The following is a 20,396-nucleotide window of genomic DNA, read 5'->3' as shown; positions in this document are numbered from 1 at the left end:
CGTCGAATTCCCGCCCCAGCCATGCCGCCCAGGGCGCGGCCGGAACTTGCGGCGCGCTAGCGTCGCGCTACTTCGAACAGCCGACCGCTACTTACCCTGTGCGGCAGGTCTGCGTCGGCTCGCGCTGCCGGGACCGGGGCTGCTTCGACTCCCGCGTTCAGGCGTGTCCCGACATCAGTCGGGGTCTTGTGCATTGCGGCATTCGGCTGCTGCCGGTTCTATGCATAAAACCCCATGATTCAACAGGTTTTTTTGCTGTACTGGCCGTGGAAGCAATCAGACGTTATCCATGGTAAAGCTGTCGTATTTGTTCAAGTCCTGCTACCTGTGCGCCATTACCGTAGGGTGGGTGCTGGCCGCTGTTGCCAATACCTCCCCCGGAGCGGGGCGCGCTCCGATGTGGTAGCAGTGAGGAGACAACAATGACGGGAAACCGCGGAGTCGTTTATGTAGGTCCAGGCAAGGTGGAGGTGCAGCACATCCCCTTTCCCGAACTGGTATCCCCCCAGGGCCGCAAGCTGGGCCATGGGGTAATCCTGAAAGTATTGAGCACCAATATCTGTGGCTCGGACCAGCACATGGTGCGTGGCCGCACCACCGCGCCTTCCGGGCTGGTGCTTGGCCATGAAATCACCGGCGAGGTGATCGAGCTGGGCAGCGATGTGGAAACCCTGAAAAAGGGCGACATCGTGTCGGTGCCGTTCAATGTGGCGTGTGGCCGCTGCCGCTGCTGCAAGGAGCAGAACACCGGCGTCTGCCTGTCGGTGAACCCGTCCCGTGCCGGGGGCGCCTATGGCTATGTCGACATGGGCGGCTGGGTGGGCGGTCAGGCCGAATACGTGATGGTGCCCTACGCCGACTTTAACCTGCTGAAATTCCCCGACCGCGATCAGGCCATGGCCAAGATCCGCGATCTCACCTGCCTGTCCGACATTCTGCCCACCGGTTATCACGGTGCAGTTTCCGCCGGGGTTGGCCCCGGCAGTACGGTGTATGTGGCCGGAGCAGGGCCGGTGGGGCTGGCGGCGGCGGCTTCCGCCCGCTTGCTGGGTGCGGCGGTGGTGATTGTCGGCGATGTGAACCCGGCACGGCTGGTACATGCGCGGGCGGTGGGCTTTGAAACCGCCGACCTGTCGCAGGACGCTACGCTGGCCGAGCAGATCGCCGCCATTCTGGGCGTGCCGGAAGTCGATTGTGCAATTGATGCCGTTGGCTTTGAGGCGCGTGGCCATGGCCATACCGGTTCGCAGCACGAGGCCCCGGCCACCGTGCTCAATTCCTTGATGGAAGTCACCCGCGAAGCAGGGCGTATCGGCATTCCCGGCCTGTATGTGACCGACGACCCCGGTGCCAAGGACGAAGCTGCCCGCCGTGGCAGCCTGTCGGTGCGCCTGGGCTTGGGCTGGGCCAAGTCGCATACCTTCTTTACCGGCCAGACCCCGGTGATGAAGTACAACCGTGCGCTGATGCAGGCCATTCTGTGGGACCGCATCAATATTGCCGAAGTGGTGGGGGTGGAGCTGATCACGCTGGATCAGGCCCCACAGGGCTATGCGGCTTTCGATGGCGGCGCACCGAAGAAATTCGTCATCGACCCGCATCTGCAATTGCTCAGCGCAGCCTGAAGGCGGGCCTCACCATCAAGGAGTAGTTGCCCGACTGGAAACTAACGCCAATTGGGCATTGCAGTGAGCTGTCAGACGGCGCAATCTTGCCGTCTGACAGTCAAACAGCATGTTTTCAAGCAGGGCTCACCCGCAGGACCGCAAGCATGAACGCACAACAACAAGACACCCTTCAGCAACTGCTGCAGCAATACCGGGACTTGCCCGGCGGCCTGCTGCCGCTGCTGCACGCCGTACAGGATGCACTGGGCCATATTCCGGCTGAATCCATCCCGGCGATTGCCCGCGCCATGAACCAGAGTCAGGCCGAGGTGCATGGCGTCATCGGCTTCTATCATGATTTCCGTACCACCCCGCCTGCCGCGCACAGCCTGCGCCTGTGCCGCGCCGAAGCCTGCCAGAGCATGGGTTCCGAGGCGCTGGCCGCCCAGCTGCGCACACAACTGGGGGTGGACGACCACGGCCACACGGCGGACGGCCAGCTTGAATTGCGCCCGGTCTACTGCCTGGGGGCCTGTGCCTGTGCCCCGGCCTTGCAGCTGGATGGCCAGCTGCATGCGCGCGTCACTCCGGAAAAACTCAGCGCCCTGCTGGCAGCCTGTGGCAAGGAGGCGAAATGCTGACCCTGTATATCCCGATGGATTCGGTGGCCTGTGCGGTGGGGGCGGATGGCGTGGCGGCAGAGTTCGCCGCCGAAGCGGAGCGCCGCAAGCTCGACATCACTATCGTGCGCACCAGCTCGCGCGGCCTGTTCTGGCTGGAGCCGCTGGTGGAAGTGGATACCGCACAAGGCCGTGCTGGTTACCGCGAAGTCAGCCCGGATCAAGTCGCCAGCCTGCTGGATGTGGACCTGGCCGCCAATGGTGACCACTTGCTGTCGGTGGGGCTGGTGGAACAGCTGCCCTATCTGAAAACCCAGCAGCGCCTGCTGTTTGCCCGCGCCGGTATCACCAGCCCGCTGTCGTTGGAACACTATCTGGCCCACGGTGGATATCAGGGGCTGCAGCACGCGGCACGGCTGAGCCACGACGAAATCGTGGCCGAGGTGCTGGAATCCGGCCTGCGTGGCCGTGGCGGTGCGGCCTTTCCGGCCGGTATCAAGTGGCGCACCGTGCGTCAGGCCCAGGCGGAACAGAAATACGTGGTGTGCAATGCCGACGAGGGCGATTCCGGCAGCTTTGCTGACCGCATGCTGATGGAAGGCGACCCCTTCCTGCTGATCGAAGGCATGACCATTGCCGGGCTGGCGGTGGGTGCCAGCCGTGGCTATATCTATGTACGCTCCGAATACGCCCCGGCCATTGCTGTGCTGCGTGAGGCTATCGACATTGCCCGCACCCATGGCTATCTGGGCGAGGATGTGGCCCACGGCGGCCACGAGTTTGATATCGAAGTGCGCGAGGGTGCCGGGGCCTATATCTGCGGCGAGGAAACCTCGCTGTTGGAGTCAGTCGAAGGCCGCCGTGGCACGGTGCGCGCCAAGCCACCACTGCCCGCCTTGCAAGGCCTGTTCGGCCAGCCCACCCTGGTGCACAACGTGCTATCACTGGCTTCGGTGCCGCTGATTCTGTCGCGCGGGGCCAGCTGGTATCGCAATTTCGGCATGGGCCGTTCGCTGGGCACCATGGCTTTCCAGCTGGCAGGCAATGTACGGCGTGGCGGGCTGGTGGAGCGGGCGTTCGGTCTGACCTTACGCGAGCTGGTGTTCGATTACGGCGGCGGCACCGCCAGCGGCAAACCGGTGAAAGCCGTGCAGCTAGGCGGCCCGCTGGGCGCGTGGATTCCACCGTCGCAGTTTGATACCCCGCTGGATTACGAAGCGCTGGCAGCCATTGGCGCCATGCTGGGCCACGGTGGCGCGGTACTGTGCGATGACAGCCTGCACCTGGGGCAAATGGCACGCTTTGCCATGCAGTTCTGTGCCGAGGAATCCTGCGGCAAGTGCACGCCCTGTCGTATCGGCTCCACCCGCGGGGTGGAAGTCATCGAGCGGCTGCTGGCGGCACCGGATAGCGCCGAACGGGAATGCCAGCGCGCGCTGCTGGATGATCTGTGCGACACCATGCAATACGGCTCCTTGTGCGCGCTGGGCGGCATGACGCCGTTCCCGGTACAAAGCGCCATGCGTCATTTTCCGGCCGACTTCGGGCTGGACACTCAGGAGCAAGCACGATGAGCTGCCAATGCGGAGCAGGTGCATCCTGCAACAAGGACATGGGCACGCCGGCCCACCCCGGCGAAGCCAGCATCACCCTCACTATTGACGGCCAGAACATCAGCGTGCCGCCGGGTACCTCGGTGATGCATGCGGCGGCACTGCTGGACACTGCCATCCCCAAACTGTGCGCCACCGACAGCCTGGAGCCGTTTGGCTCCTGCCGCATGTGCATGGTGGAAATTGACGGCCATCGCGGCTATCCGGCTTCCTGTACCACACCGGTATCGCCCGGCATGGTGGTGCGCACCCAGAGCGAAAAACTGGCCAGACTGCGCCGTGGCGTGATGGAGCTGTATATTTCCGACCATCCGCTGGATTGCCTCACCTGCAGTGCCAATGGCAATTGCGAGCTGCAAACCGTGGCCGGGCAGGTGGGCCTGCGTGAAGTGCGCTATGGCATGGACGGGGCCAATCATCTGCAGGACAAGAAAGACGTTTCCAACCCGTATTTTGATTACGACCCGTCCAAGTGCATCGTGTGCAACCGCTGCGTGCGCGCCTGTGAAGAAACCCAGGGCACGTTTGCGCTGACCATTGCCGGACGCGGTTTTGAATCCCGTGTCAGCGCGGCGGGCGGGGCGGATTTTCTCGGTTCGGAATGTGTGTCCTGCGGGGCCTGCGTGCAGGCCTGCCCCACCGCCACGCTGATGGAAAAGAGCGTCATCCAGTGGGGCCAGCCGGAGCGCAGCGTCATCACCACCTGCGCTTATTGCGGCGTGGGCTGCTCCTTCCGTGCCGAACTCAAGGGCAACCAGCTGGTGCGCATGGTGCCGGACAAGAACGGCCAGGCCAACCATGGCCATTCCTGCGTCAAGGGCCGCTTTGCCTGGGGTTATGCCACCCACCCGGACCGCATCACTAAGCCGATGATCCGCCACAGCATCGACGAGCCGTGGCAGGAGGTCAGCTGGGAAGTGGCGCTGAATCACGCTGCCAGCGAATTCCGCCGCATCCAGCAAAAATATGGCCGCGACGCGGTGGGCGGCATCACCTCCAGCCGCTGCACCAATGAAGAAACCTATCTGGTGCAAAAGCTGGTGCGCGCCGCTTTTGGCAACAACAACGTCGACACCTGCGCCCGCGTCTGCCATTCGCCCACCGGTTATGGCCTGAAACAGACGCTGGGTGAATCCGCCGGTACCCAGAGTTTCGACTCGGTGATGCAGGCCGACGTAGTGCTGGTGATTGGTGCCAACCCCAGCGATGCCCATCCGGTATTTGCCTCGCAATTGAAACGCCGCCTGCGCGAGGGTGCGCAGCTGATAGTCATCGACCCGCGCCGTATCGATCTGGTGGACGCCATCCACGCCCGCGCCGCCCATCATCTGGCGCTGCGTCCCGGCACCAATGTGGCCATGCTCAATGCCTTGGCCCATGTCATCGTCACCGAAGGGCTGCTGGACGAGGACTTTGTCGCCGCCCGTTGCGATAGCGAAGCCTTTGGCCACTGGCGGCACTTTGTCGCCCAGCCGGAACACGCGCCGGAAGCGATGGCTGAAGTATGCGGCGTGGCGGCGGACGACATCCGCGCCGCCGCCCGGCTGTATGCCAGCGCTGGTAATGCCGCCATCTATTACGGCCTGGGGGTGACCGAACACAGCCAGGGCAGTACCTCGGTGATGGCGATTGCCAACCTGGCCATGGCTACCGGCAATATCGGCCGCGAAGGCGTGGGGGTGAACCCGCTGCGCGGCCAGAACAATGTGCAAGGCTCCTGCGACATGGGCAGCTTCCCGCACGAATTCCCCGGCTACCGCCATGTGTCGGACGACGTGGTGCGTGCCGAATTTGAACAGGCCTGGGGTGTGTCCTTGCATAACGAACCCGGCCTGCGCATTCCCAATATGTTCGAAGCTGCGCTGGATGGCAGCTTCAAGGCGCTGTACTGCCAGGGCGAGGACATCGCGCAGAGCGACCCCAACACCCAGCATGTCACCGCCGCGCTGTCGGCCATGGAGTGCGTGGTGGTGCAGGATATCTTCCTGAATGAAACCGCCAAGTTCGCCCATGTGTTCTTGCCGGGCAGCTCCTTCCTGGAAAAAGACGGCACCTTCACCAATGCCGAGCGCCGCATCTCGCGCGTGCGCAAGGTGATGGACCCGCTGGGCGGCAAGGCCGACTGGGAAGTCACTGTCGCTCTGGCCCAGGCACTGGGCTATGCCATGGATTATCGTCATCCATCGGAAATCATGGATGAAATCGCCCGCCTGACGCCCACTTTCAACAGCGTCAGCTATGCCGCGCTGGACCGCCACGGCAGCCTGCAATGGCCATGCAATGCGGCAGCGCCGGATGGCACGGTCACCATGCATATCGGCGAATTCGTGCGTGGCAAGGGCCGCTTCATGATCACCCGCTACGTGCCGACCGAAGAGCGCGTCAACGGCCGCTTCCCGCTGTTGCTCACCACCGGGCGCATCCTCAGCCAGTACAATGTCGGCGCGCAAACCCGCCGCACCGACAACGTGGCCTGGCACGAGGAAGACCGTCTGGAAATCCACCCTGCCGATGCCGAAAACCGTGGCATTGTCGATGGCGACTGGGTGGGCGTGGCCAGCCGTGCCGGTGAAACTGTGCTGCGCGCCAGGGTAAGCGAACGGGTGGCCGCCGGTGTGGTGTACACCACCTTCCACTTCCCGGAATCCGGGGCCAATGTCATCACCACGGATAATTCCGACTGGGCCACCAACTGCCCGGAATACAAGGTAACGGCGGTGGAAATCATCAAGGTCAACCAGCCGTCGGAATGGCAGCAGCGTTACCGCCATTTCAGCCGTCAGCAACAGGAACTGCTACGGCAAGGCCGTGGGGAGGAGGTGCAATGAACCCGTCACACCTGGTGAAGATGGCCAATCAGATCAGCGACTTTTTCAGCGCCGATTGCAGCGAGGAAGAAGCTGCGGCGGAAATCGCCAGCCATCTGCAACGCTTCTGGGCCCCGGCCATGCGCCAGCGGCTGGCACAGGCGGTAGCGCAGGGCGAAGCCGGAGAGCTACGCCCGGCCGCCTGCCTGGCGGTGCAGAAATTGTCTTGCCCCGCAGAGCTACGCTGAGCGCACAGGGTTGCGTGGCATCGGGCTGCGCATCCCCGTCTTGCCCGGCAGTGACCGTCCTGCAAGTATCCCCCGCATTGTCCCGAGCATTTACAAAACTTGTCATTCCCGTGCGCTGCAGTATGCTGGGGTGACAGACTGCTCGTTTCGCAGACATCAATGAACTTTCATATTGTCTGTGTAAGCTAAGGCAGCTCAGGACGGGACACATGCCATCATCGCGTATTTTCAAGCTTCTCTCTGGCAAGCGCCAATGCTTTGGTGTATTGCGTGTACTGATTTGCCTGCTTGCTAGCCTGCCAGCCCAGGCCGCTGACAATGTGATCCGCTATTACCCCAGCGGCAGCATTTACACCTATCGCTGGGCCTTGCTGAAACTGGCTCTGGATCATGTCGAAAAAGTGGATCACCGCCGTTACGAGTTGGTGCCGCTGGACGACAAGGTGACGCAATGGCGTGCAGAGCAGTTACTCAGCACCGGTAAGGTGGATGTGCTTGCCTTCGCGCCTAATGCGCAGCGGGAAAGGCTGCTGCAGCCGGTACGCATGGACATCCTCAAGGGCATCCTTGGCTACCGGGTGTTTTTTGTGCGCAAGGAGGATGTCGCCATCTTTCGTGGCATGAATCCACAACAGTTCCGTGCCGGTGTCCGGCTGGGCCTGAACAGTCAGTGGGCTGACTACCCCATCATGAAGAACAATGGTTATGAAGTGCTGGCATCCATTGGCTATGAAAGCCTGTTCGAGATGCTGGTTGCCGGGCGCTTCGATGCCTTTCCGCGCGGGCTGAACGAGGTAGGCAGCGAAATGCGGGAATTACTGCCCCGCTATCCTGCGCTGACACTGGAAAAAACCAAGGCCATTTATTTTCCCTTCCCGGTGTATTTCTGGGTGGGCAAGGAAAACACGCCGCTGGCCAAGCGCATACTACAGGGCCTGAAAATGGCCGAACGCGATGGTAGTTTCAAGGCATTGTTTTTGCGCCATCACGCAGAAGCCATCCGCTTGCTGGGCGAAAATGGCTGGCAGACTACCCAGATAGCCAATACCGAATTGCCAGCAGGTAATGCCAAGCCGGATACCAGTTGGTGGTGGACACGACGCTAAGTATTGGTAGCAGCAAAGCTGAACGCGATCAGCATACGAGGCCCGCAAGGGCCTCTTTGATTTTTAACTACGGCAAGCAGGGTACTGAATGCCATCGCTCCTGCTATTGATAACTCATGGTGAAAGTCGCCAGGCCATTGACGGAGCCACCTGACAGCGTGCCGGTACGGATGTAACGCACCAGAAAGGGGAAGGACTGGCTGCCGGTGGCTCCGGTTGCCATCAGCAACTGGTTCAGGTTTCCCGCTGCGCTGGAGTCTGCGCCAAAGTTGACCAGGGTGGGGGTGCCGCTATTGCGCAGAATCTGCAAGTTGACCCCGCTGGCACTGGAGCCTGGGCTAAGACTCAGCAGATTACCGGTATTGCCGGGGTTGTTGTTGTCGGTCAGCGTCATGTAAATCGCCACGCTGGTGCTGCTCGGACAGGTTAGCCCCAGGTTGAATGGTGTCGGCTTGGCGGTACTGTTGAGGCCGGGCAGGTCGGTCGGCGCGATGCTGGCGAGTGTGACTTGCAAAGAGCTGGTATTGACCGTGCAACTGACGTTCTGCACGGTGTAGTTACCAACAGCAGTACCACTGAAACTGTTGCTGGCCGTACTGATTTCGCCAGCGAAGCGGCCGGTAAAGGTCAGGGTATAGGTGACCGGCAGACGAATGGCAGAGACATTCACATTGCCGATATCGCCGGTTTTGATCAGCTTGCCGGCAATATAGCTATTGAAGCTTTGCTGGCTGGCTGTTGGTGTAAAGCTGATGGCCGTGCCGCCGGGAACGGTGGCGCTGGCTGGGCTGACAATGCGCTGTTTGATGATGAAACCGATGCCAGGTACCGAGCTGGGGTAAACCGGGTAGTTGACGCCGCTTTCGCTATAGCTGCCTACCGCGCTGCTCATGCCAGTTGCGGTCAGCCCCAGCGGCGGCGATGTTGTCCCGTCCAGAATGAAATAAAAGCCGCCGCCATTCATATCACAGGTCCCCAGGGGGCTGACCAGGCGGTCGCTGGACCAGCCGCTGATGGCGGTGAAGTTAGGCTGGTTGCTGGCGATGCCGCTTTTGGTATCCGTGATCAGGAACAGGGCTCCGTTGCTGGCGGACGAGGTGTTGACTATCCATGGCGCGCAGCGTGCCTGGCTAGATCCAAGCCAAAAAGCAGCCAACAGCAAGGCCGCAATGAATAATATTGTTTTGCGCATGGCGCGGTTCCATTAAGCGGGAGAGGAGGGCCGTCAGGTTTGTTTGGCTGATGCGGTAGTTGGGAAATAGCTTATTCATTTTAAATAAAATCAAACATAAGATTATTCTATTAATTAACTAAGAAATTTCTCTATATGATTTCCCATTACAAAGAACGGCCCGGACCACTTCAGCAGGCTGCCGTGAAGTGGTCCGGGCCGTTAGCGGCAAGCAGGGGACTAGCGTAGTGGCATCGCGGCGAGGGGAATGATGGCTCCGGCATGGGCAATGACAGCAGCCGACAGCCGGTGGGCATAGGCGGCGGCTTGTGACGGGCTATAACCCTGCGTACGGCTGGCCAGATAGCCTGCAGCAAAGGAGTCACCCGCTGCGGTGGTGTCTACGACGCGGGGCACGGCGGTGGCGAACACTTCTTCCCGTAACTCTGCCATGGCCAGCAGGCAGGGTTCACCGCCACGTTTGATCACCACTTCGGTACAGCCCAGTGCCAGTGTGCGGCTGGCGACGGCTTCGGCATCTTCATTGCCGTACAGTGCTCTTTCATCATCCAGCGTCAGCAAACCGATATCGGCCAGTGCCAGGATGGCCTCATGGCCGGAGCGCGCTTGTGCGGCAGTCCACAGTGAGGGGCGGAAATTGTTGTCGAACCATATCTTGCCACCCGCCTGTTTGAATAGCCGCAAGGCCTCCAGCAGCCGCTGCCGTTCGGTTTCGTTGAACAGGGCCAGCGAAATGCCGGAAAGGTACACTGCCTGCAGATGGCTGGGGTTCAGCAGGCTGGCAAAATCAATGCCGGAGGCAAAGTAATGCCGGGCGGCACTGTCGCTGCGCCAGTAGAGAAAGCTGCGCTCGCCCTTGGCGTCGGTTTCCACCATGTACAGACCAGGCAATTTCCCTGGCTGGATGACGATATGGCTGACATCCACACCTTCTGCCTGCCAGTCGGCCAGTAACTGGCGACTCAGACTGTCATTGCCCATGCCGCTTAGATAGCGCACATCGTGCGGGCTGCCGGCCAGCAGTCGGGCCAGGTAGATGGCGGTATTGAGCGTGTCTCCGCCAAAACGGCGCTGCAGGGGCTGACCACTCAGTTCGATCATGCCTTCACCAAGGCAGGCTATATGCATGGTTGGGTTTTTCTCCGTGCGGGGTATGCCCCTCGGGTGAGGGGCAAGGGACTAGGGCTTTTTGTAGGCGATGCAGTCCACTTCGACCTTGCAGTCGATCACCATGCTGGATTGCACGCAGGCGCGGGCGGGCGGGTGCTCGCCAAAGTACTGCAGGAACACGCGGTTGAACGAGGCAAAGTCGCGGGTATCATCCAGCCACACGCCACAGCGCACCACGTGTTCCGGGCCGTAGCCGGCTTCTTCCAGAATGGCCATCACGTTCTGGATGCACTGGTGCGACTGGGTGACGATGCCACCTTCAATCACTTCGCCATTGACCATCGGGGTCTGGCCGGAGACATACAGCCAGCCATCGGCGGCCTGTACGGCACGGGCAAACGGCATTTGCTGGCCGCCGGTACCACCGGCAATGCCAAATCGTTTCAAATCGCTCATGAGCGGGTTTCCTTGTCTGATGTCAGAGGGGTAAAGGCGGGAAAGCTGCAGCGGATGTCGCGGGTACGCGGCAGAAAGCGGCCGGCACGCACGCCAGTGGCCGCCTTGTCCTGCCAGCTGAGCACGCCATTGACCCAGACTGCGCTGATTCCTGTTGCTGCCTGGATCGGTGCATGGAAGGTGGCGGTGTCCTGGATGGTGGCGGCGTCAAATAGCACCAGATCGGCCCAGTAGCCGGGGCGGATCAGGCCGCGCTCATCCAGGGCAAAACGGCTGGCGGACAGGCCGGTCATCTTGTGCACTGCGGTTTCCAGGCTGAACAGCTGGCGTTCGCGGCAGTAGTAGCCCAGTACGCGGGGAAAAGCCCCCCACAGTCGTGGATGGGGCAGCGGGTCTTCCGGCAGGCCATCCGAGCCGACCATGGTCAGCGGATGACGCAGAATGTTTTCCACATCTGCCGGCTCCATGCCGTGGTACACCGCACCGGCCGGTTGCAATTTGCGGGCGGCATCCAGCAAAGGGAGCTGCCATTGTTCGGCAATAGCCTGCAGGGTCTGGCCGGCCATCTCCGGATGCGGGGTGGACCAGGTGATGAAGATTTCAAAATCAGCGGTCACCTGTTTCAGGTCGAGCGTGGAGGAACTGGCCGAGTAGGGGTAGCAGTCACAGCCGACTTGTTGCCGGCTGGCCGCCTGTTCCAGCGAGGCCAGCAGCTGTGGGCTGCGGCCCCAGTTGCCTTTGCCGGCACATTTCATGTGCGACACGATGACCGGGCTGTTGGCATGGCGGCCTACGCGCCAGGCTTCGTCCATGGCTTCCAGCACCGGTTCGAATTCGCTGCGCAGATGAGTGGTGTATATCCCGCCGCAGCTGTTCAGCTCGGCCGCCAGTTGTTCCACTTCGCTGCTGTCGGCACTGAAGGCTGAGGCATAGGCCAGCCCGCTGCTCAGCCCCAGCGCACCATGACGCAGGCTGTCGGCCAGTTGAGCGCGCATGGCGCTGATTTCAGTGGGCGTGGCAGTACGATCCAGCCGGTCCAGATGATTGCTGCGCAAGGCGGTATGCCCCACCAGCGCTGCCACATTGACCGCCGGTTCAGCCTGTTCCACTGCAGCGCGGTAGTCGGCAAAACGCGGGTAGCGGAAGGCATCCTTTGGCCCCAGCAGGTTCATTGGGTCGGGCGGTTCGCCTTGCAGGCTGACCGGCGAGGCACTGATGCCGCAATTGCCGACAATCACCGTGGTGACGCCCTGACTGAGCTTGGGCAGCATCTGCGGCTGGCGGATTACCATGGTGTCGTCATGGGTGTGGACATCGATAAAGCCGGGGGCCAGCGTCAGGCCCTGGCCATCAATGGTGTGCTCGGCGGTGGCCACACCGGCATCGCCAAGCAGGGCAATGCGCTGCTGGCGGATGCCGACATCAGCGACATAGGCTGCTGCGCCGCTGCCGTCGACTATGGTGACACTGCGGATCAGGGTGTCGTAGGTGTGCATGGTTCAGTCTCCAAGCGGCAATCGGTCTTCGCCGTGGCGGTAGTCGTCCAGTGCCAGCTTGACGCGGCGCAGCAGCTCCTGGCTGTGCTCCGGCTGGCGCAGTGCCAGCTCGGTGGCGAGGATGTCTACCGCCAGCAGCATGCCGTAACGGGCCGCTGTGGGTTTGTAGATGAAGTCGGTTTCGTCCAGGAATACCGGCAGCACCACATCGGCACGGCGTGCCAGCGGGCTGTCCGGCCGGGTCAGCGCCAGCAGGCGGGTACCGTAGCCTCGGGCGATGTCCACTGCCGCCAGCAGTTCGGGTGTGATGCCGGTGGTGGACAGCACGATCAGCAGATCATGTGGCCCCAGCGTGGCCGCAGTAATGCGCATCAACACCGGGTCGTGATAGGCCGTCAGCATATGTCCCAGCCTGACCAGGCGGAATTGCAGCTCGTCGGAAAATACGGTGGAGCCACCGCCCATGCCAAAAGCCACCAGGCGATCGGCCTGGCTGATCAGGTCGACGGCCGCGCTGAATTGCTGCTCATCAAAACCGGCCAGGTGGCGCCGCAGGGTCTTTTCAATATCACTGACGATGTTGCCGAAAAAGCTGGCTGGTTCGGCGGGTGCCGGGCTGCCATCCAGAAAGCGTTGCCCCACCGTGGCAGCCTGTGCCAGCCGCATGCGCAGGGTGCGGATGTCCTCGCAGTCCATGGCCTTGGCAAAGCGTGACATCGCTGCCGGGCTGACTCCAGCCTTGGCTGCCAGTTGTTCGATGCCGGCTGAGGCGGCAAAACGGACGTCGTCCAGAATGGCTTCGGCGACTTTCAGCTGGGTTGGGCTGAGCTGGTCCAGACGACTGCGAATCAGATACAGGATGTCCACGCTAGGGCTTTCTTCAGGTGCGGTCGTGCGCTTACAGCAGCTGGGCCAGGCCCAGGGTCAGCAGGAAGGCGACGACGGAGATCAGGGTTTCCAGAACAGTCCAGGTTTTCAGGGTCTGGATAACGGTCATGTTGAAGTATTCCTTGACCAGCCAGAAACCGCCATCGTTGACGTGCGACAGAATCAGCGAGCCGGCACCGGTGGCCAGCACCAGCAATTCCGGGTGCGGATAGCCGCTGGCCAGGGCAATGGGGGCGACAATGCCGGCGGCGGTGGTCATGGCAACCGTGGCCGAGCCGGTCGCTACCCGCATCAGCACCGCCAGTAACCAGCCCAGCAGCAGGGGTGACAGCTGGAATTCTGCCGACAGGGCAATGATTTCCTTGGTGACACCGGTTTCGATCAGGATGCGGTTCAGACCGCCACCCGCGCCCACCAGCAAGGTAATGGCGGCCGTGGGGGCCAGGCATTCGTTGGTGAACTTGAGGATGTTGTCGCGGCTGAAGCCACGGGCAATACCCAGCGTCCAGAAGCTGACCAGAGTGGCGATCAACAGGGCGATGACCGAGTTGCCGATGAACAGCAACAGGCCGTTCATGGCGCTGCCCTTGTCGGTCAATACATTGGCCCAGCCACCCAGCAACATCAGGAACACCGGCAGCAAAATGGTGGCGATGGTGATGCCAAAGCTTGGCAGTTCGCGCTTGCCGGTTTCACGCTCGGTAAACTGGCTGGCAATCGGGTTTTCTGCTGGCAGATCAATGCGCGGTGCGATGAATTTGGCAAATAGCGGCCCGGCGATGATGGCGGTGGGCACGCCGACAATAATGGCGTAGAACACTGTCTTGCCTACCTGGGCACCGTATTCGCTCACGGCCAGCATGGCAGCCGGATGCGGCGGTACCAGTCCATGTACTACCGACAGGCCAGCCACCATGGGCAGGCCGACCAGCAGCATGGATACCCCGGCGCGCTTGGCCACGGTAAAGGCAATCGGAATCAGCAGCACGAAGCCCACCTCGAAGAACAGCGGCAGGCCGCAGACAAAGGCGATGCATACCATGGCCCAGTGGGCGTTCTTCTCGCCGAACTTATCGATCAGCGTCAGGGCAATGCGCTCGGCACCGCCCGATTCGGCCATCATCTTGCCCAGCATGGTGCCCAATGCCACCACCAGCGCAATATGGCCCAGTGTTTTGCCCACGCCAGTTTCATAGGCGGCCATGATGTCCTTGGCCGGCATCTGTGCGGCCAGGGCCAGGCCGATGGAAACCACCGTCAGGACGATAAAGGGGTTGATGCGATAACGTGCAATCAGAATCACCAGCGCGATAATGGCGATGGCGGCATACAGCAACAGCTGGCTGCCCAGGACTGGGGTCATGTGGGTTCTCCTTGTAGTAGGGGGGAGGTGCCGCCCCCGTACGTTGCGGGGGCGGTCTTGGTGGTGCTTCTGGTCTAAAACAGGGTTTCCACCGCACCGGTGACATTGAGGGCATCGTCCACCAGCAGCAGCTGACGCCATTTGTCGAAGGTGAGGCAGGGATGGGATATCTCGAAGGCCAGCATGTCGCCCACCTGCAGGTCGGCATCGGCCGGAATACGCATGAAGGCGTGCTGGTCCATCATGGCGCTGACGATCCAGTCAGCCGGAGCCGGCTGTGGTGTCGTACTGCTGCCAGGGCGGAAATGCAGTGATACTTGCGGCAGGCCGGCATCGAAAGCAGCATCGCGCTTGCCCAGTGCAATGATGGCGCGGCCACTTTCCGGGATCGATTGCACATAAGCCCACAATTGCAGTGCCGGCTGCAGGCTGCGCCCCATTTCGCGGGCCACCGGGTTATTGCTCTGGATGCGCTGTTCGGCATGCAGATAGATGCCGACATCGTGGGTGAGATAGCAGCCGGGGCGCAGCAGCACCTGCAGTGGCTGGCCCAGGTCGAGGCCGGAGAACTCGTCGGCCACCACGTCGTACCAGGCCGAGCCGGCACCGCTGAGCAGGATTTTCTCTTCACGGAACAGCCGGCGCGCGGCGTGCTCGCGGGTACGGGCCACCACGCTGCGCAGGAAGGCCCGGATGTCTTCTTCCTGTTGCAGCACGCCCTCGTAGATTTCCACTCCGATCAGGCTGAGCGATTGTGGCCAGCGGGCAATCGCCGCCAGCACTTCATCTTCCTGCTGCGGTGAACGCACACCGGTACGGCCGCCTTCCACGCCGTATTCCAGCAAAATGCGCAAGGTTTGCCCGTTCTGGGCAAAGAAGCGGCCCAGTGCATCAACGTTGGCGGCGGAGTCGACAATGCAGCAGAAGCTGAAGTCGGGGTCTTGCTGTTGCAGGCGCGAGATGATGGCCATATTGGCCTTGCCCACCAGCTGGTTGGCCAGCAGGAAGCGGCGGATACCATGCAGATAGGCAGCATGCACTTGCGGGGCGGTGGCCAGGGTGATACCCCAGGCACCATGCGCCAGCTGCATGTGGAATAACGCCGGGCTCATGGTGGTTTTGCCATGCGGGGCCAGTTCTACGCCGTAGCGCTGCATGAACTGCTGCATCCATTGCAGATTGTGTTCGATACGGCTCTGGCGCAGTAATGCCACCGGCAGGCTGACATCCTCGCGCAGAATGTTCCAACCTAGTCCGGCTACCTGTTGCAGGGTACAGGATGCTGGGCTGGCACCCAGCCCCTTGGTCGCGCGGTTCAGCGTCTGCGCTGCGTGTTCCTGTTGAACCATGGCCATCTCCTCATGATTGTTTTGAAAAAAATTATCAAAAAACGTAAATAAATTCACTATTTTTGAAAATTTATTTCACAGAAGCCAGGAAACACCTGTCTTTAGGTCAGGTTAAGTGCGGCATTATTGCGACACAATCGGGGCTGACTTTCCGGCAAGTCTGTTCTGCTGGCATCTGACCTAAAGGATGTACCGTGCCGCCCTTCACGGCAGGGGTGGTAGCTGCTTGTAGGCAGTGCTGGAGCGGGCTGCGGTAGCGGGAACCGCTAAGTCAGTGGAAATACGAGGCTATTTCCCAGTCAAGAGCGGCTAGGCAAGAGTCGTAGCTGGGGTGGGGAGCTGGCTGCGCATGGCGAGAGGCCGGCGGCTGCCGCGGAAATGACGCAGCTGTCCGCCTGTTATTGGCCGGCAGTTGCAGCAAGGGGGAGGGAGAAAAGATGGCGACGGGCTGTGGTGGTAGCCCGCCTGGAGGCTGAGTTGCCTCAGTTGCTGATCAGGCTGGCGACCTTGGTGGTAATGATGTCCACCGCCGGATCGTTGGCACCATGCGGCAGTATCACGTCGGCAAAGCGTTTGGTCGGCTCGATGAACTGGTTGTGCATGGGACGCACGGTGGCCAGGTAGTGTTCGATCACATGGTCGGCGCTGCGGCCGCGTTCGCGGATATCGCGTTGCAGACGGCGGATGAAGCGCACGTCCGGGTCGGTATCCACAAAAATCTTCAGCGACATCATGTCGCGCAGCGCGGCATCGTATAGCGGAAACAGCCCCTCGATGACGATGACTGGAGCGGGTTTTACCGTAATGGTTTCTGTCGCACGGGTGTGGTGGGTGAAATCGTAGACCGGCATCTCGATGGGCCGGCCGGCTAGCAGCTCTTCGATATGCTCGATCAGCAAGGGCCAGTCGAAGGCATGCGGGTGGTCGTAATTGGTGGCGAGGCGCTGCTCGAAGGTCAGGTGGGCCTGATCCCGGTAGTAATAGTCCTGCACGATGACGGCCGCCATGTCGGGACCGATGGTTTCCAGCACCTTGGCGGTTACCGTGGTCTTGCCGCTGCCGCTGCCGCCGGCAACGCCGATAATGAACGGGGTAGTCATGCTGTAAGCCTCTTGACGCAATAACGCATAAAAAAACGCGCCATTTTAATGAGTTATGGCGCGTTGTTCCATCAGGATTGCGGTATTTATTTGCTGGAGGCGGACGCCTGTTCTTCCCGCTGCGCTGCGGCCAGCCATTCCTGCATGGCGGGGAGCTGGCGCATGTGGGCGGCATAGGCGGCGGCCTGCCCGTCCAGGGCGACGTGGTAGCTGTGAAAACGCCATACCACCGGCGCAAAAAAAGCATCGGCGATGCTGAATTGGCCAAACAGGAAGGGGCCATTGCCTTGATGTTGTTGACGCAGGCTTTCCCACAGGCTGCTGATACGGGCAATGTCGGCTTGGGCGGCTGCACTTGGTGAGGCGGCCGGGAAGTCGCCACAGACATTCATCGGCAGTTCGCTGCGCAGGGCGGCAAAGCCGGCGTGCATTTCTGCCACGACGGCCCGGGCAATGGCGCGAGTGGCAGCATCATCCGGCCACAGTCCGGCGGCGGGAAAACATTCGGCCAGATATTCGCAGATGGCCAGGCTGTCACCGATGCGCAGCTGCTGGTCGATCAGCAGCGGCACCTTGCCGGCAGGGTTGCAGGCGAGGATGCGTGTCTTGCAGTCGCTGGCGGTGAGGTCGATACGCTTTTCCTCGAAGGGCTCGTTCAGCATTTTCAGCACCAGCCAGGGGCGTAGCGACCAGGAAGACAGATTCTTGTTGCCGATGATCAGGGTAAACATGGTTCAGGCTCCATGACGACACCGCCTTGAACCGGCGGCAGAGTAGGGGGATGAACCATCTTATAGCAGCCGGTCAGACGCAGCCAGTGTGGCAGGGCGGGGAGGCGGGGCAAGAGAAAATGCAAAACGCCCTGCGCTAAGTCAGGGCGTCGGTATGCTTGGCGCGGCGCTTATTCAGCCTCGTCTATCCAGGCTTGCTGGATGGCTTCCAGCACGCGCTCACCGCCACGGCTGTGGTCGTCGTCGAAGTCTGGCAGGGCAATTACCCAGTTGTGCAGGTCGACAAAGCGTACGGTTTTGGGGTCGATGTCGGGATGGCTCTCCACCAGCTCGATGGCGATGTCGTTAACGTCGGTCCATTTCATCTCGTTCTCCAGAGTACCGGGGCGATGCATAAAACTTAGCGTGCAGGTTTTGTGCATGGCTCTTGTAAAAGATTGCGTCTATCGGCAGGGCATGTCGCAGGGCGACAGGGGCAGCCCTGCCGGGGAGCAAATCAATGGTGTTCGCGGGCGTGGTTGATGGTGTAGCGCGGAATTTCCACCACTAGGTCTTCGTCACCGATCACCGCCTGGCAGGACAGGCGCGACTGCGATTCCAGCCCCCAGGCCTTGTCCAGCATGTCTTCTTCCAGTTCGTCCGCCTCATTCAGCGAATCAAAGCCTTCGCGCACGATGCAGTGGCAGGTGGTGCAGGCACAGGACAGCTCGCAGGCGTGCTCGATTTCGATATCGTGTTCCAGCAACACCTCGCAGATGTTTTTGCCGGTTTCGGCGTTGTCGATCACTGCGCCTTCGGGGCAGAGGTCGGCGTGGGGCAGCACAATCAGGCGTGGCATGGAGGGTCCTTATAGCTCGGAAATTTTCTGGCCCTTGAGTGCGCGCTGGATATTGCGATCCATGCGGCGGGCGGCAAAGTCTTCGGTGGCCTTGTTCAGGCGATGGGTGGCCTGGTTGACTTGCAGTGTTGTATGGCTGGCCGTGGCTTGTTCCAGCTGCTGCAATACCAGCTGGATGGCACTGGTTTCTTCTGCCGTGAGCAGGTCACCATCGATGCGCAGCGCGGCCAGCGTGGCATCGCGCAGGCTGTCGGCATCAACAATGGCTTCGCGCAGTTTGCGCGCTTCGATGTCGTCCTGCACATGGGCCAGCGAGTCGCTCAGCATCTGGCTGATGGCGTCGTCGGACAGGCCATAAGAGGGTTTCACTTCGATGCTGGCTTCGACGCCGCTGGTCATTTCGCGGGCAGATACCGCCAGCAGGCCGTCGGCGTCTACCTGGAAGGTAATACGGATGCGGGCAGCTCCGGCCACCATGGGCGGAATGCCTCGCAGCACGAATTGCGCCAGACTGCGGCAGTCGGCCACCAGTTCGCGCTCACCCTGCAGCACATGGATGGACATGGCGGTCTGGCCATCCTTGAAGGTGGTGAACTCCTGCGCGCGCGCCACCGGGATGGTGCTGTTGCGCGGGATGATCTTTTCGGTAAGGCCGCCCATAGTTTCGATGCCCAGCGACAGCGGAATCACGTCCAGCAGCAGCCATTCGTCCTCGCCCTTGTTGCCGGCCAGTACATTGGCCTGGATGGCGGCACCGAGAGCAACCACCTTGTCCGGGTCCAGATTAGTCAAGGGCGGCTGGCCGAAGAAGTCGGCCACGGCTTTCTGGATATGCGGCATGCGGGTGGCACCGCCCACCATCACCACACCCTTGACGTCGACAGCGCTGATATCGGCATCGCGCAAGGCCTTGCGCACCGGCAGCAGGGTCTTGTCGACCAGGGTCTTGGTGATCTGGCGGAAGGTGTCCTGATCCAGGGTCAGGTCTACCGCGTTGCCATCGGACAGGATGGCGGTGATGCGGGTATCACTGTGCTCGGTGAGTGCTTCTTTTGCTTCGCGGGCACGGGTGAGCAACAGGCGGGTGTCCTGGGCGGACAGGCCATGCAGGTCGGCTTGTTCCAGAATCCAGCAATACACGCGGTGGTCGAAGTCATCGCCACCCAGGGCAGAGTCGCCACTGGTGGACAGCACTTCAAAGACACCACGGGTGAGTTTGAGGATGGAGATGTCAAAAGTACCACCGCCCAGGTCGTACACCACGTAAGTGCCTTCTGCGCCATTGTCCAGACCGTAGGCAATGGCGGCGGCGGTGGGTTCGTTCAGCAGGCGCAGTACGGTGAGGCCGGCGAGCCGGGCGGCATCCTTGGTGGCCTGGCGCTGGGCGTCGTCAAAATACGCCGGTACGGTAATCACGGCACCGGTCAGCTCACCGCCCAGGCTGGCTTCAGCACGCTGGGTGAGCGCACGCAAGATGTCGGCCGATACTTCCACCGGGCTTTTTACCCCGGCCACCGTGTGCAATTGCACCATGCCGGGGGCATCGACAAAACGGTAGGGCAGGCTGCCGGCATCCTTGATATCGGACAGGCCGCGTCCCATGAAGCGTTTTACCGAGGTAATGGTGTTGTGCGGGTCATGGTTCTGTTCACGCTGGGCATCGTAGCCCACGGTCACCTGGCCGCCATCCTGATAGCGTACGACCGAGGGCAGCAGGCTACGGCCAAACTCGTCGGCCAGTACGGTGGTGGCGCCACTTCTTACCGTGGCCACCAGCGAGTTGGTGGTGCCAAGATCAATGCCCACAGCCAGGCGGTGCTGGTGTGGTGCTGCGGACAGGCCGGGTTCGGCGATTTGTAGTAGAGCCATGAC

General features: G+C 61.4%; 18 protein-coding genes. 6 read left to right on the top strand and 12 right to left on the bottom strand.

Going from position 1 to position 20,396, the window contains the following annotated elements:
* Positions 1-422: 422 nt before the first annotated feature.
* The 6 genes from fdhA to H2Z84_RS03645 all read left to right on the top strand — a co-directional run bounded on the left by fdhA (position 423) and on the right by H2Z84_RS03645 (position 8,001).
* The gene (gene fdhA / locus H2Z84_RS03670; protein ID WP_181834773.1) at positions 423-1,625 is read left to right on the top strand and encodes a formaldehyde dehydrogenase, glutathione-independent; all 1,203 of its coding nucleotides are present in this window, start codon (positions 423-425) and stop codon (positions 1,623-1,625) included.
* A gap of 146 nt (positions 1,626-1,771) precedes the next feature.
* Positions 1,772-2,248: a formate dehydrogenase subunit gamma gene (locus H2Z84_RS03665; protein ID WP_181834772.1), complete on the top strand. Its 477-nt coding sequence runs from the start codon at positions 1,772-1,774 to the stop codon at positions 2,246-2,248.
* On the top strand, positions 2,242-3,801 hold the full coding sequence (locus tag H2Z84_RS03660) for a formate dehydrogenase beta subunit (RefSeq protein ID WP_181834771.1): 1,560 nt from the start codon (positions 2,242-2,244) through the stop codon (positions 3,799-3,801). The genes H2Z84_RS03665 and H2Z84_RS03660 overlap by 7 nt, the downstream gene beginning before the upstream one ends.
* Positions 3,798-6,668 (top strand): formate dehydrogenase subunit alpha, encoded by a 2,871-nt coding sequence (gene fdhF / locus H2Z84_RS03655; RefSeq protein ID WP_181834770.1) that lies wholly within the window; start codon positions 3,798-3,800, stop codon positions 6,666-6,668. Before H2Z84_RS03660 ends, fdhF begins: the two co-directional genes overlap by 4 nt.
* Positions 6,665-6,895: a formate dehydrogenase subunit delta gene (locus tag H2Z84_RS03650; RefSeq protein WP_181834769.1), complete on the top strand. Its 231-nt coding sequence runs from the start codon at positions 6,665-6,667 to the stop codon at positions 6,893-6,895. The genes fdhF and H2Z84_RS03650 overlap by 4 nt, the downstream gene beginning before the upstream one ends.
* 209 nt (positions 6,896-7,104) lie before the next feature.
* Positions 7,105-8,001 carry a substrate-binding periplasmic protein gene (locus H2Z84_RS03645; RefSeq protein WP_181834768.1) on the top strand — a complete coding sequence of 299 codons (897 nt, stop codon included), beginning with the start codon at positions 7,105-7,107 and terminating at the stop codon, positions 7,999-8,001.
* A gap of 103 nt (positions 8,002-8,104) precedes the next feature.
* On the opposite strand, the gene H2Z84_RS03640 is transcribed toward H2Z84_RS03645, so the two are convergent.
* The 12 genes from H2Z84_RS03640 to hscA form a co-directional block, all read right to left on the bottom strand.
* A complete protein-coding gene (locus H2Z84_RS03640) occupies positions 8,105-9,193 on the bottom strand; it encodes a fimbrial protein (RefSeq protein ID WP_181834767.1) in 1,089 nt (362 codons plus the stop codon).
* A 219-nt stretch (positions 9,194-9,412) separates the two neighbouring features.
* Positions 9,413-10,321 (bottom strand): sugar kinase, encoded by a 909-nt coding sequence (locus H2Z84_RS03635; protein WP_220272679.1) that lies wholly within the window; start codon positions 10,319-10,321, stop codon positions 9,413-9,415.
* Between the two features lie 51 nt (positions 10,322-10,372).
* Entirely contained in the window at positions 10,373-10,759 is a 387-nt protein-coding gene (locus tag H2Z84_RS03630) for a RidA family protein (RefSeq protein WP_199107416.1), read from the bottom strand.
* Positions 10,756-12,255, bottom strand: a complete 1,500-nt coding sequence (locus tag H2Z84_RS03625) for an N-acyl-D-amino-acid deacylase family protein (protein ID WP_181834766.1) — start codon at positions 12,253-12,255, stop codon at positions 10,756-10,758. Before H2Z84_RS03625 ends, H2Z84_RS03630 begins: the two co-directional genes overlap by 4 nt.
* Positions 12,256-12,258: 3 nt before the next feature.
* A complete protein-coding gene (locus H2Z84_RS03620) occupies positions 12,259-13,122 on the bottom strand; it encodes a MurR/RpiR family transcriptional regulator (protein WP_181834765.1) in 864 nt (287 codons plus the stop codon).
* Positions 13,123-13,153: 31 nt separating this feature from the next.
* Positions 13,154-14,506: a GntT/GntP/DsdX family permease gene (locus H2Z84_RS03615; RefSeq protein ID WP_181834764.1), complete on the bottom strand. Its 1,353-nt coding sequence runs from the start codon at positions 14,504-14,506 to the stop codon at positions 13,154-13,156.
* 74 nt (positions 14,507-14,580) lie between these two features.
* The gene (locus H2Z84_RS03610; protein WP_181834763.1) at positions 14,581-15,855 is read right to left on the bottom strand and encodes an amino acid deaminase; all 1,275 of its coding nucleotides are present in this window, start codon (positions 15,853-15,855) and stop codon (positions 14,581-14,583) included.
* Between the two features lie 482 nt (positions 15,856-16,337).
* On the bottom strand, positions 16,338-16,955 hold the full coding sequence (gene udk, locus H2Z84_RS03605) for a uridine kinase (RefSeq protein ID WP_181834762.1): 618 nt from the start codon (positions 16,953-16,955) through the stop codon (positions 16,338-16,340).
* An 86-nt stretch (positions 16,956-17,041) separates the two neighbouring features.
* Positions 17,042-17,686, bottom strand: a complete 645-nt coding sequence (locus H2Z84_RS03600) for a glutathione S-transferase family protein (protein ID WP_181834761.1) — start codon at positions 17,684-17,686, stop codon at positions 17,042-17,044.
* Positions 17,687-17,856: 170 nt separating this feature from the next.
* Entirely contained in the window at positions 17,857-18,051 is a 195-nt protein-coding gene (gene iscX, locus H2Z84_RS03595) for a Fe-S cluster assembly protein IscX (RefSeq protein WP_103524978.1), read from the bottom strand.
* A 131-nt stretch (positions 18,052-18,182) separates the two neighbouring features.
* Positions 18,183-18,524, bottom strand: coding sequence for an ISC system 2Fe-2S type ferredoxin (gene fdx, locus H2Z84_RS03590; RefSeq protein WP_103524977.1), 342 nt, complete (start codon positions 18,522-18,524; stop codon positions 18,183-18,185).
* A gap of 9 nt (positions 18,525-18,533) precedes the next feature.
* Complete coding sequence (gene hscA / locus H2Z84_RS03585) at positions 18,534-20,393, bottom strand: Fe-S protein assembly chaperone HscA (protein ID WP_181834760.1); 1,860 nt, start codon at positions 20,391-20,393, stop codon at positions 18,534-18,536.
* Positions 20,394-20,396 lie beyond the last annotated feature (3 nt).

Origin of the sequence: Aquitalea aquatica, assembly GCF_013911085.1 — a bacterium.
GTDB classification, from domain to species: domain Bacteria; phylum Pseudomonadota; class Gammaproteobacteria; order Burkholderiales; family Chromobacteriaceae; genus Aquitalea; species Aquitalea aquatica.
Note: the sequence above shows the minus strand (reverse complement) of the source record. Positions and strands in the feature narration are given on the sequence as shown.